This is a genomic window from Wocania arenilitoris (genome assembly GCF_021728535.1).
In the GTDB taxonomy this organism is placed as follows: domain Bacteria; phylum Bacteroidota; class Bacteroidia; order Flavobacteriales; family Flavobacteriaceae; genus Wocania_A; species Wocania_A arenilitoris.
On record NZ_JAKKDU010000018.1, the window covers coordinates 22,137 to 35,528 of the forward strand.

Consider the following 13,392-nt stretch of genomic DNA (forward strand, 5'->3'; position numbering starts at 1 on the left):
AGCTATTTTTTTGAAGACTCTCTTACTATTAGTTTGTGACGTAAACTTATTGAATTTGTTTCTTGTAAGTTAATATTCCCTTTTATTTGATTAATAATACTCTCGCCAGCTAAAAGTCCCATACTATACCCTGGATATTCAATAGTACTTAATGTTGGCGAGACTAACTCAGAAATAGGATCATTATTAAATCCAATAACTTTAATATCATTGGGTATACTAAAACCCTCTGTTTTTAGTTTTTGCATACAATGAGCTGCAAACGAATCACTTAACACAAACAATCCATCAATTGGCACATTCATACTTTTTATATAATCTACTACATCCTTAGCGCTTTGTGGTTCCATAGAAGTTTCAATAATGTTAACCTCATTAAAAACAATGTTATTATCTTCTAATGCTCCTTTATAACCTAATAATCTATTACTATATACATTTCGTTTTAAATTCCCTGTTACAATTAAAATGTTTTTACAACCTTGTTGAATTAAATGATTAGTAGCATCATAACCAGCCTGAAAATTATCAATTACAATGGTAGGGCAATTGGGCAAATTAAATACACGATCCATAAATATTAAAGGAATTTTTGATTTGATGTAAGGCATAAAATGTTCGGAACTTTCAGAATTAAAAGCTAAAGACACTAAAAGAGCATCTACTCCACTATTATATAGCGTTTTCGCATTCATTATTTCCTTCTCTACAGACTCCAATGACTGACTGATTATTAAATTATATCCCGCTTCATTAACAACTTTTTCTACACCTGCTAAAAGTGTAGACATAAAATTAGAATTAAGCTTAGGAACAATAACCCCAATAGCATTTGATTTTTGCGTGCGAAGATTTACAGCAAACTTGTTAACCTTGTATCCCATTTCATTCGCCTTAAAAACTACACGGTCCTTAGTTTTTTGACTAATAGAAGGATGGTTATTTAAACTTCTGCTAATAGTACCAGGGGAAACATTTAATTCTTTTGCTAAATCGTAAATTGTAATCTTTTTTTCCATTAACAATAATCATTTATACCCCAAAAACATACATATACTATTAAACAACATCAATATTACGCAACAAATAATTTCGAAAATTAATTAAATATTTAAATAATCTTTCGATTATAATGTAAATTTAGTTAAAAATATTAAAAAAATATTCATAAAATACAAATTCAAAAGTATTCAGTTGTTTAATTTTATGCAATCGGTTGCGTAAAATAATAATATCCTATATATTTGTATGTTTTTAATTTATAAAAAGCTCTATTTTAATTAATAGCTTCTAATTATGTGAATGTTTTTCCTTTCTAAAAATCAAAACAAGTAGCACTAATGAAATTATATTTACTTTTCCTTATCCTTATTAACACTTTATTTAGTTGTACTGAAGACCTTATACATTTAAAAGTAGATACTGGTGCTTACGACAGGTTAGATTGCCCCGTTTTTTTAGATTATAGCATTCTAAATCAAAAAGAATCTATTGAAAATCTTCAATTAGTTGAAATTATAAATAGCGACTTTATAAATACCCCTTCTCAGATTAATAAACAAACAAAAAAACTTTGGTTTGTTTTAAATGGTTTTACTCCTAAAGAAACTAGCCGGAAATTTGCTCTAGTCAGTAAATCAAAGCAAGATAATAACACTCCTATTAAAATCCTTAAAAAAGATGGGGGCTTATTGTTAACTTCTAATGGAAATCCTATTTTAAATTATCAATTCGAAATTAAAAACCCGCCAGAAGGTGTTGATGAAAAGTATAAAAAATCTGGTTTTATCCACCCTGTTTATTCGCCCGAAGGCGAAGTATTAACTAGAATTCAGCCACCAGACCACTATCACCATTATGGTATTTGGGGACCTTGGACCAAAACACATATAGAAGGACGGTTTGTAGATTTTTGGAATATAGGAGATGGACTGGGTACAGTTTTATTCAAAGATTTTTTAAACGAAACCCAAGGTGATGTTTATAGCAGTTTTACAGCATTGCAAGAACATATAGATTTTGGGGCTGAAGAAAAAAATAGAATTGCGCTAAATGAAGAATTGGAAATTAAAGCTTGGAATATCTCAACTAAAAAAAAATCTTGGTTGATTGACTACACTACAAAAATTAAAAGCCCTTTAGATTTAGGCATTCTTTTTGATGCGTATCGCTATGGTGGCGGTATTGGATTTAGAGCTACTGAAAAATGGCATAAAGACAATGCATCTGTATTAACATCTGAAGGAAAAGATCGTTTATCGGCTGATGGCACTTCTGCTAAATGGGCTATAATTGAAGGTGAATCTGAAACAAAAGAAGGGCGAAGCGGAATTTTATTTATGGGTTACCCTGATAATAAAGAATTTCCAGAACCCATGCGAGTTTGGCCTATTAATAGTAATGGAGGAAGAGGTGATATGTTTTTTGAGTTTTGTCCCATTCGCCACATAGAGTGGAAAATAGAAAGTAAAAAAGAATATAGTTTAAATTATCGAATGCTTATTTTTGATGGAGAAATGACAGCAGAACAAGCAGAAATACATTGGCAAGGATTTGCTAACCCACCAAAGGCAACCATAATCTCTAAACAATTAAATAAATGAAACATCCATGATTAATATTTAATCATACAACCAAATGATTATTTAGGATGTTACATTTGACCGTTGAATAACAATAAATATAAACACATGAAAAAAATAGCATTAGCAATTCTGTGTATATTTACTCTCATAAATATGCAAGCAAATAATGAGGGAATTGAAATATTAAAGAAAAAGAAAGTTTTAATATTTACAAAAAATGGTCTTTCCTTAAATGGAAAAAAAGGATATGTCCACAAAAACATTCCAAATAGTATAAGGGCATTAGAAGCAATTTGTAAACTTGAAAAAATAGAAACTGTAGCTAGTGAAGATGCATCATTATTTACTGATGAAAGTTTAGCTCAATTTGATGCCATCATTTTTTCAAACGCAAATAATGAAGTTTTTGATACAGAAGAACAAAGAAAGGCATTTCAAAAATATATTAGAAATGGCGGTGGATTTGTTGGAATACATTCATCAAACGCCGTAGCAAGAGATTGGCCGTGGTATTGGGCGCTTGTTGGGGGAAAGTTTGTAAGACATGCACCGCATCAAGAATTTGATGTCGTTGTTACAGATCCCAATCATCCCTCAACCGAATTTCTAAATAAAAAATGGAAAGTAGATGACGAGTGCTATTATTCCAATAATTTAAATCCAGACATACATGTTTTACTTTCGGCAGATATGACTACCGTTGAAGACAAAAAGAAATCAGAATACCCTAATAATGTTTTTGGTGACTATTTCCCTTTATGTTGGTCTCACAAGTTTGATGGAGGTCGCCAATGGTATACCGCATTAGGGCATGACGCAGAGACGTATGATGATCCTACTTTTAGAAAACATTTAAGAGGAGGTATTCTTTGGGTATTAAAACTAAAAAAATAAACTAATCAATACTTAATATGGAACGTAGAAACTTTATAAAGAAAACAGCAGCTGGAGGTGCAGCAACATTATTGGTGCCAACCATTTTACCGTCAAATGTATTTGGAAAGAATGCGCCTAGTAACAAAATTAACATCGGTCAAATTGGTTGTGGACGTATTGCTCGCAGTCATGATATATACGATACCATTCGTTTTGACGACGCCCGATTTGTTGCGGTATGTGATGTAGATTCCCAACGAGCAACCGATGCTAAAAATCAGATTGATAGCTTCTACAAAGAAAAAACTGGTAAGAAGAAATACATGAATACCAGAGTATATGAAGATTATCGTGAAATGTTGTTGAACAAGGATATTGACGCGGTGGTTATTAGTACACCAGATCATTGGCATTCGCAACCCGCTATGGAAGCGGCATTAGCGGGTAAGGATATTTATTTGCAAAAGCCAACATCGTTAACTGTTAGGGAAGGGCAACAACTATGTGAAGCTGTACAAAAGAGTGGTGTTATTTTGCAGGTAGGTACTCAACAACGTTCTATGCCTCAGTTTCGCATTGCCGCTGAGTTGGTAAGAAATGGTCGTATAGGAAAAGTGCATACAGTTAAGATAGGACTTCCGGGTGATCCGGCAGGGCCAGAAGCACCAACGATGCCTATACCTCCAAACCTGAATTTTGATATGTGGTTAGGATCGACACCAGAAGTACCTTATACCGAAATAGGTGTACATCCACAGAATGACTATAGCAGACCAGGTTGGTTACGTCAAAGAAATTATGGTGCCGGTATGATTACCGGTTGGGGACAACATCATTACGACTCCGCTGCTTGGGGGATGAATACAGAACTTACAGGACCAATGTCTGTTGAAGCATTGGCTGAGTTTCCAAAATCAGGTCTTTGGAATGTACATGGCGACTTTTTTGTAAAACACGAATACGAAAACGGAATTACCGTATACACCAGTGGTGGATATACCAATGGTATAAAGTACATAGGAGAAGATGGGTGGATTTTTGTATCGCGAGGTGCTTATACAGCTTCATCTTCCGATCCGGTTGATAAAGAAAAAAGTGCAAAAGCGTTAAATGCTTCCGATCCAAAGATATTGGAATCTATAATAGGAAAAAATGAAATTCATCTTGAAAAAATAGACGATCAACACGGTAATTGGTTAGATTGTATAAAAACAAGAAAGCAACCTATTTCACCCATTGAAAAAGGACATAAGGCGTGTTCTATTTGTTTGATCAGCGATATCGCAATGCAATTTGACAGGAAATTAGAATGGGATCCCGAAAACGAAGTTTTTATTAATGATGACGAGGCCAATGCTATGTTGAGACGTGAACAACGTAAGCCATACGGTACCGATTATGTAAAGATGTAGATTAGATCACATTTGAAAAAAGGAACTCCTGTTTTGAATCAATAACGATAAAAACAGGCGGATTTAACTGTAATTTAGTAGTAAATAATATATAATGAAATCGCAAATATTAATTGTATTGTTGTGTTTTTGTATGTCCTGTACAAATAAAAATCAAGAAAATAAAACCATGAAAGATCCAGCTCCTAAAAAAGTAAAGCTGATGACTTTAGATCCTGGGCATTTTCATGCGGCATTGGTTCAAAAATCAATGTATGACCAAATTAATAAAAATGTTTATGTATACGGACCAAAAGGACCAGATATTGCCAATTATCTTAAACTTATAGAAGGCTATAACACCAGAGAAAACAACCCGACACAATGGGTTGAAAAAGTTTATGAAGGCGACGATTATCTTCAAAAAATGATTGCCGAAAAACCAGGAAATGTAATGGTTGTTTCTGGTAAGAACAATAAAAAAATCGATTATATTAAAGCAGCAGTTGATGCTGGAATACATGTGTATGCAGACAAACCCATGATAATAAGTCCTGAAGGTTTTAAAACTTTAGAACAGGTTTTTAAAACAGCCGCTGAAAAGGATTTACTGGTTTATGATATCATGACCGAACGCTTTGAAATTACCACCATTTTACAGCGTGAACTTTCAATGAACACAAATGTATTTGGAACATTAATTGAAGGCACACCTGAAAAACCAGCCATAACAAAAGAAAGTGTGCATCATTTTTTTAAATACGTTTCTGGTAAGCCTTTAAAAAGACCAGAATGGTTTTTCGATACTAAGCAACGCGGAGAAGGTTTAAACGATGTATCAACACATTTAGTCGATTTGGTGCAATGGGAAGCTTTCCCAAATGTAATTTTAAAAAAATCAGATATAGAAATTATAGATGCCAAACATTGGACTACAGATTTATCAAAAAATATGTTTAAAAAAGTAACTGGTGCTGATACTTTTCCTGATTTTCTAAAAAAAGATTTAGATGGAGAATTATTAAAAATTAATTGCAATGGCTCCATAACATACAAGATAAAAGATAAAGTTGCTAAAACATCTGTTATATGGAATTTTCAAGCTCCAGAAGGTACTGGCGACACCCATTATAGCATTATGCGAGGCACTAAATGTGATTTGATTATAAAACAAGGGGCAGAAGAAAATTATAAACCAAAATTATACATTAAGATAAATTCTAATGCCGATAAAGTTGCGTTTGAGGACAATTTAAAAACTCTAATTAGCACAACTATTAATAAAAAATATCCTGAGGTAAAACTCGAAAATATTGATGATGAAACTTGGACTTTAAATATTCCTCAAGAATTTAAAATAGGTCACGAAGAACATTTTGAGCAAGTAACACAAAACTTTTTAAAGTATCTAAAAGACGGTAATATACCTGCTTGGGAAGTTCCTAATATGATTGTTAAATATTACACGACTTCTGAAGCTTTTAAGTTTGTTAACAGTAACAATTAAGCTAAATGGATAACGAATTATACAGTATTAAAAATAAAATAGCAGTTATTTCTGGCGGTGGCGGTGTACTTGGAGGCAATATTGCAAAACACTTTTTAAAAGCTGGAGCAAAAGTTGTTATTATCGACATCCGTCAGGAACAATTAGATGCTAAATTGAAAGAATTCAAAGAAATTAGTGCACACTGCATTGGTTATATTGGAAATGTTTTAGATAAAGAAAGTCTCGAAAATGTACGTGAACAAATAATTGACAAATGGGGTCGAATAGATATTCTTGTTAATGCAGCAGGAGGAAATATTCCTGGAGCAACTTTAACACCAGAGCAAACCTTTTTTGATATGAAAATGGAAGATTTCAATAAAGTAACAAACCTTAATTTAAACGGTTCCGTTTTACCTTGTATGGTTTTCGGCAAAAGTATGGCTGATCAAAAAAGTGGCTCTATTGTTAATGTATCTTCAATGGCAACATATTCTGCGATAACTCGAGTTCCAGGATATTCAGTAGCAAAAACAGGAATTAATATTTTCACCCAATGGTTAGCTTCAGAAATGGCTTTAAAATTTGGAGAAGGCATTAGAGTAAACGCCATAGCACCTGGTTTTTTTATTGGCGATCAAAACAGAAAAGTATTGATAAATGAAGATGGTTCGTTAACCGAACGCAGTAAAAAAGTAATGGCAAGAACACCCATGAAACGGTTTGGTAATATCGATGAACTAAATGGTACAGTTCAGTTTTTATGCTCCGAAGCTGCAACATTTATCACAGGAACAATTCTTCCCGTTGATGGTGGTTTTTCTTCATTTAGTGGTGTTTAATAACGCTTTATATATAAAATGAATCTTGAGAAAACATGGCGGTGGTTTGGTGATAATGATAATATCTCATTGTCTGAAATTAAACAAATTGGTATAGAAGGTATTGTAACTGCATTACACCATGTTCCAAATGGGGAGATTTGGGCTATTGAAGAAATAAAAAAAACTCAAAATAAAATTGAGCAATATGGTATGCGATGGTCGGTTGTAGAGAGTCTTCCAATACACGAAAGCATTAAATATGGCGGTGATAATCGAGATAAAGTCATATCAAATTATAAAGAAAGCCTTAAAAATTTAGGAGCCTGTGGTATTAAAACTATCTGCTACAATTTTATGCCAGTTATAGATTGGATTAGAACAGAATTAGACCATAAACTACCCAACGGCTCAGAAGTTTTATATTTTAATTTTGTTGATTTTGTGGTATTCGATCTTTGTCTTTTAAATCGTGAAGCTGCTACAAAAGAATACCCTACAGAAATTGTTGATAAAGCAAAAGACAGATATAGCAAGATGTCACAAACAGATATTGCAAATCTGGTTGATACCATTATTGTAAAAACACAAGGGTTTATAGATGGTATTTCTGCTGATAATCCTAAACAAGCCATAATTATTTTTAAAAAATTACTAAATCAATATTCACAAATTGATGATACCAAACTTCGCGAAAACTTAAAATATTTTTTAGAAGCTATTATTCCAACGGCAGAAGCTAATGGTATCAAAATGTGCATTCATCCTGATGATCCTCCAATGAAAGTTTTAGGTTTACCCAGAATTGTAAGTTCCCGTGACGATATTAAATGGATATTAGATGCAGTGCCTTCTCCTTCAAATGGATTAACATTTTGCACAGGCTCTTTAGGCGCTGGAATTCATAATAATTTAGATGTTATGGTTAAAGAATTCTCTTCGCGTATTTATTTTGCGCATCTAAGAAGCACACAACAAGAACCGAACGGTAATTTTTATGAAGCCGAACATTTGGAAGGCAGTGTAAATATGCATAACATCATTAAAAGTTTAGTTTTAGAAGTTAAAAAAAGAAATTCTGAGCGAATCCCAATGCGCATAGATCATGGTAGAAAAATACTTTCAGATTTTGATAACAACTACAACCCTGGTTATCCGCTTCTGGGAAGAATGAAAGCTATGGCTGAAATAACGGGAATGACAATGGCTATTGAAAAAAGTTTAGAAGCAAATTAAAGATAAAAAGCCTCTCAATTAATTATCTTTGAATCCCGATTAACTATCGGGACTTAAATATGTTATCATGCGCATCGATATTATTACCGTTTTACCAGAATTACTTAAAAGTCCGTTTGAAGCTTCTATTTTAAAACGTGCTATTGAAGCTGGTTTGGTTGAAGTCCATTTTCATAATCTACGCGATTACACCACAGACAATTACAAATCTATTGACGATACACAATTTGGCGGTGGTGCAGGTATGGTAATGATGATAGAACCTATCGATAAATGCATCTCTGCTTTAAAAAAAGAACGCCACTACGACGAGGTTATTTATATGACACCCGATGGAGAAACTTTAAATCAAGGCATTGCCAACCAACTCTCGTTAAAAGAAAATATTATTGTTTTATGTGGACACTATAAAGGTGTAGACCAGCGTGTACGTGACCATTTTATAACGCGCGAAATATCAATTGGCGATTATGTATTATCTGGTGGTGAGTTGGGTGCAGCTGTACTTTGCGATGCTGTAATACGATTAATCCCTGGTGTTTTAGGTAATGAAACCTCTGCCCTAACCGATTCATTTCAAGATGATTTGTTAGCACCACCTATTTATACAAAACCTCGTGAGTATAAAGGTTGGAAAGTACCCGAATTATTATTTGGAGGCAACTTACCCGAAATTGAAAAGTGGCGCGAAGAACAGGCTTATTTAAGAACAAAAGAGCGACGACCGGATTTGTTGAAGGATTAAACTTTTTTAATTAAAACAATGACTGAATTTATTCCACCAATTAGTGATAGAGAAACAGATGAGCTGATTGAGATTGCTAATTGTAAAGATGAAAACATATGGCAAAAAGAAGCTATTAAACAAGCAAAAAAAGAATTAATAAAAAGAAATATTTCTCAAGAACAACAAAACAAAATTTCAAAAGAGAAAAAGACTATTCAAAAGCTTGAAATAGAAGCTGAATTACAAAGGTTAGAAAATAATAAAACTGAAAGTTATACCGTTTTTGAAATGGTTATACTTTTTCTTTTTGGTCCTCTGATCTTTTTTAACATTTTCGGTTTAAGCCATCATACAATTTTCACATTAAGCAGTGAAAACTACTTCTTAAAGTTAAAACAAAGGATTTTAATATTCGTTTTAAGTTTCAGCGCTTGGTTTATTTATTTAAACTACTCATCAAATAAATCTGAAGAGAAAAGACTTGAAGAAATTGAAAAAATTGATATTTCTGATTGGAAGAAAAGACATGGTTATTAAAGATTCAACCCGTGTTAAGGATAGCAGCGGCATCCTTTTTTTTAAGGCACAAGAAAGATATAGCCCTTCGACTGCGCTCAGGATAAACTACTAGCCTGACTTTTTTGCTTTTACAAAACATTAAACGATTACCAAATTTTAAAGCAAAAAGGAACACCCAAAAAAATATAAATAAAAATATTGTAGATTATTAATTAATACTTATTTTTGCAGCCAATTTCGGGTTAACCTCTGGCGAAAATCGTGAATGTTGTTCTGAATCAATCAATTAAATTTAAAGATATGGAATCTTTAGTAAAATTTGTTCAAGACGAATTTGTAACAAGAAAAGATTTACCAGAATTTGCAGCTGGTGACACTATTACAGTGTATTACGAAATTAAAGAGGGTAACAAAACGCGTACTCAGTTTTTTAGAGGTGTGGTTATTCAAAGAAGAGGTTCTGGAACATCAGAAACTTTTACAATTAGAAAAATGTCTGGATCTATTGGTGTAGAGCGTATCTTCCCAGTTAATTTACCAGCATTACAAAAAATAGAAGTTAACAAACGTGGTGCTGTACGTAGAGCAAGAATCTACTACTTTAGAGGGCTTACTGGTAAAAAAGCTAGAATTAAAGAACGCAGACGTTAATAATACAAACTGCATTGTAGTATTTAAAAGCCTTGAGACTTCTCAGGGCTTTTTTATTAACAAAAGTTAATAAGTACGGTTTATAAATAGTTGATATCTAATAGCTTAAAAAGTTTGATTTTTTAAATTGTGATTATATATTAGCAGAAGAAATTAACAACAGTCTCGATTGGTTTCGTGTAAAAAGCGAATTTGTATTAAGATCTAACATAGAGTAACGTTCTTTATATATAATTGTTTTTTGAGGTTTGGATGCGCCACGTGTATGCGTGTGTAAGCAGAGAATCATGACGCTGTAAAAAGTCCCAGATGCGCAAGTAGATGGAATCTAGTATGGCAGAAAGCTTGAAAAGGTAGCGTTAACGAAAGGGAGCGCTATACATAGAGCAATGCTAAGGAGTTTACCAGACATGAAAATGAAAGGCTAACTGCTACGCATCAAGAAAAACAATTAAACTGAAGCATTTTGGTAATAGGTCAATACATTTTGAAAATTACAACACAGAATGTTTCATTGAAATAACAGTACTTGAATTGAAACGGTTTTATGAAAATTAAAACTACCGTAGTAGTAATACTAATAGATCACGTAACGTTATTTCAAAGAAAGCCATGTCAGAGTAGATTAAATTCTACAGTGATATGGCTTTTGTTTTTTTATAATTTAAGCACCTGTTTTTTTAGCAATATCTTACATGATTTAAACTTTTTTAGCTTTCTACTAAATTTACTTTAAACCGCTTTACTTCATTACATTTTTTAAACAATTTTAAAAGTCAATTTTTGTATATTCGCGTCGCGAAAACGATATCGTTATTTCTGCACTTACTTTTTAGTTATAAATCTTAAAAAAACACAAGGCGAATGTCTAAAATTATCTATACAAAAACTGATGAAGCACCAGCTTTAGCAACACGTTCTTTTTTACCAATAGTAAAGGCTTTTGTTAAATCTTCTGGAATTAATATTGAAACAAAAGATATTTCTTTAGCAGCCAGAATTTTATCAGCTTTTCCTGATTTTTTAAATGAAGACCAACGCGTTTCAGACGATTTGGCTTTTTTAGGAGCATTAGCAAAAAAGCCAGAAGCTAATATTATTAAGTTACCAAATATTAGTGCTTCAATTCCGCAATTAACTGCAGCAATATCAGAGCTTCAATCTCAAGGTTTTGGCATTCCAAATTACCCAGACGAACCTAAAAACGATTCAGAAAAAAGTATAAAATTACGTTACGATAAAATTAAAGGAAGCGCCGTAAACCCAGTATTACGTGAAGGAAACTCAGATAGACGCGCTCCTAAAGCCGTAAAAAATTACGCCAAAAAGAATCCGCATTCTATGGGTGCATGGTCTAACGATTCTAAAACACATGTAGCAACTATGAGCCATGGCGATTTTGCACACAATGAAAAATCGGTAACCATAAACAATGCTACAACAGTTAAAATTGAACATATAGATGCTAATGGAAACACCACCGTTTTAAAAGATAATTTAGCTTTATTAGAAGGCGAAATTATTGATGCTACGGTAATGAGCAAAAAAGCGCTATTAAGCTTTTTAGAAGAACAAGTAGCAGATGCTAAAGCGAAAAACGTATTGTTTTCACTACACATGAAAGCTACCATGATGAAGGTTTCTGACCCTATTATTTTTGGTCATGCCGTACGTACATACTTCAAAGATTTATTTGAAAAACATGGAGAAACATTTGAAGAAATTGGTGTTGATGTAAACAACGGTTTTGGAGATTTACTAGAAGACATAAAAAAATTACCAGAAACTAAACGTAAAGACATTGAAGCTGATATTAAAGCTGATTTAGAAAACGGACCAGATTTAGCCATGGTAAATAGTGATAAAGGCATTACTAATTTACATGTACCAAGCGACGTTATTATTGATGCTTCAATGCCAGCAATGATTAGAACTTCTGGACAAATGTGGAACATTGATGGCAATCTACAAGATACTAAGGCTGTGATACCTGATAGCAGCTACGCAGGAATTTATACAGCAACTATCGATTTTTGTAAAAAACATGGTGCTTTTAATCCTACAACTATGGGAACCGTTCCTAATGTTGGATTGATGGCTCAAAAAGCTGAAGAATACGGATCGCATGATAAAACTTTTGAAATTCCTTCAAATGGCAGTGTTCGTGTTGTAGATAGTTCTAACAATATTTTAATTGAGCACACTGTTGAAACTGGAGACATTTGGCGTATGTGTCAAGTAAAAGATGCTCCAATTCAAGATTGGGTAAAATTAGCTGTAACAAGAGCTAGAGCATCGCAAACTCCTGCCGTATTTTGGTTAAATGAAAATAGAGCTCATGATGCCGAATTAATTAAAAAAGTAAACACCTATTTAAAAGATCATGATACTAACGGCTTAGATTTGCGAATTTTATCGCCAGTAGATGCAACCATTTTTACCTGTGAAAGATTAAAAGCAGGTAAAGACACCATATCGGTCTCTGGAAATGTGTTGCGTGATTATTTAACCGACTTATTTCCAATTCTTGAAGTTGGCACAAGTGCAAAAATGTTATCTATTGTACCCTTAATGAATGGTGGCGGACTATTTGAAACCGGTGCTGGTGGATCTGCCCCTAAACACGTACAACAGTTATTAGAAGAAAATCACTTGCGTTGGGATTCTTTAGGTGAATTTTTAGCACTCGCTGTTTCATTAGAACATTTTAGTGAGGTTAATAATAACGCAAAAGCTAAAATACTAAGTGAAACGTTAGATAATGCCACCGAAAAGTTACTAGAAAACAAAAAAGGACCATCTCGAAAAGCCGGGGAATTAGATAATAGAGGAAGCCATTTTTATTTAGCCATGTATTGGGCGCAAGAATTAGCAAAGCAAAATAAAGATGAAGCACTAAAAGAAGAGTTTTCAATATTAGCAAAGCAACTAGCAGATAATGAAACCGAAATTATAAGTGAATTAATAGAAATTCAGGGTAAACCAGCAAGTATTGGCGGGTATTATGAGCCTAATGAAACATTAATAAATCAAGTGATGCGACCTAGTAAAACACTTAACAGTATTTTATAATACAGTATCTATATATTTTGTTAAA

The 13,392-nt window shown here is 33.0% G+C and carries 11 protein-coding genes; 10 read left to right on the forward strand and 1 reads right to left on the reverse strand.

Annotated features, from left to right (window positions below; all coding sequences use genetic code 11):
- Positions 1-2 precede the first annotated feature (2 nt).
- A complete protein-coding gene (locus tag L3X37_RS13520; RefSeq protein WP_237240702.1) occupies positions 3-1,019 on the reverse strand; it encodes a LacI family DNA-binding transcriptional regulator in 1,017 nt (338 codons plus the stop codon).
- A 321-nt stretch (positions 1,020-1,340) separates the two neighbouring features.
- Between L3X37_RS13520 and L3X37_RS13525 the strand changes: the two genes are divergently transcribed.
- From L3X37_RS13525 to L3X37_RS13570, 10 genes are all read left to right on the forward strand, one after another.
- Positions 1,341-2,603, forward strand: coding sequence for a DUF6807 domain-containing protein (locus L3X37_RS13525; protein ID WP_237240703.1), 1,263 nt, complete (start codon positions 1,341-1,343; stop codon positions 2,601-2,603).
- A gap of 87 nt (positions 2,604-2,690) precedes the next feature.
- Complete coding sequence (locus L3X37_RS13530; RefSeq protein ID WP_237240704.1) at positions 2,691-3,479, forward strand: ThuA domain-containing protein; 789 nt, start codon at positions 2,691-2,693, stop codon at positions 3,477-3,479.
- Positions 3,480-3,496: 17 nt separating this feature from the next.
- Positions 3,497-4,873, forward strand: coding sequence for a Gfo/Idh/MocA family protein (locus L3X37_RS13535; RefSeq protein ID WP_237240705.1), 1,377 nt, complete (start codon positions 3,497-3,499; stop codon positions 4,871-4,873).
- A gap of 169 nt (positions 4,874-5,042) precedes the next feature.
- A complete protein-coding gene (locus L3X37_RS13540) occupies positions 5,043-6,359 on the forward strand; it encodes a putative oxidoreductase C-terminal domain-containing protein (protein WP_237240706.1) in 1,317 nt (438 codons plus the stop codon).
- Between the two features lie 5 nt (positions 6,360-6,364).
- Positions 6,365-7,183 carry an SDR family oxidoreductase gene (locus L3X37_RS13545; protein ID WP_237240707.1) on the forward strand — a complete coding sequence of 273 codons (819 nt, stop codon included), beginning with the start codon at positions 6,365-6,367 and terminating at the stop codon, positions 7,181-7,183.
- Positions 7,184-7,201: 18 nt separating this feature from the next.
- The gene (uxuA, locus tag L3X37_RS13550) at positions 7,202-8,398 is read left to right on the forward strand and encodes a mannonate dehydratase (protein ID WP_237240708.1); all 1,197 of its coding nucleotides are present in this window, start codon (positions 7,202-7,204) and stop codon (positions 8,396-8,398) included.
- Between the two features lie 67 nt (positions 8,399-8,465).
- The gene (gene trmD, locus L3X37_RS13555) at positions 8,466-9,143 is read left to right on the forward strand and encodes a tRNA (guanosine(37)-N1)-methyltransferase TrmD (protein ID WP_237240709.1); all 678 of its coding nucleotides are present in this window, start codon (positions 8,466-8,468) and stop codon (positions 9,141-9,143) included.
- Between the two features lie 18 nt (positions 9,144-9,161).
- Complete coding sequence (locus tag L3X37_RS13560) at positions 9,162-9,662, forward strand: hypothetical protein (protein WP_237240710.1); 501 nt, start codon at positions 9,162-9,164, stop codon at positions 9,660-9,662.
- 282 nt (positions 9,663-9,944) lie between these two features.
- Complete coding sequence (gene rplS, locus L3X37_RS13565) at positions 9,945-10,295, forward strand: 50S ribosomal protein L19 (protein WP_099563257.1); 351 nt, start codon at positions 9,945-9,947, stop codon at positions 10,293-10,295.
- Between the two features lie 864 nt (positions 10,296-11,159).
- Positions 11,160-13,367: an NADP-dependent isocitrate dehydrogenase gene (locus L3X37_RS13570; RefSeq protein ID WP_237240711.1), complete on the forward strand. Its 2,208-nt coding sequence runs from the start codon at positions 11,160-11,162 to the stop codon at positions 13,365-13,367.
- Positions 13,368-13,392 lie beyond the last annotated feature (25 nt).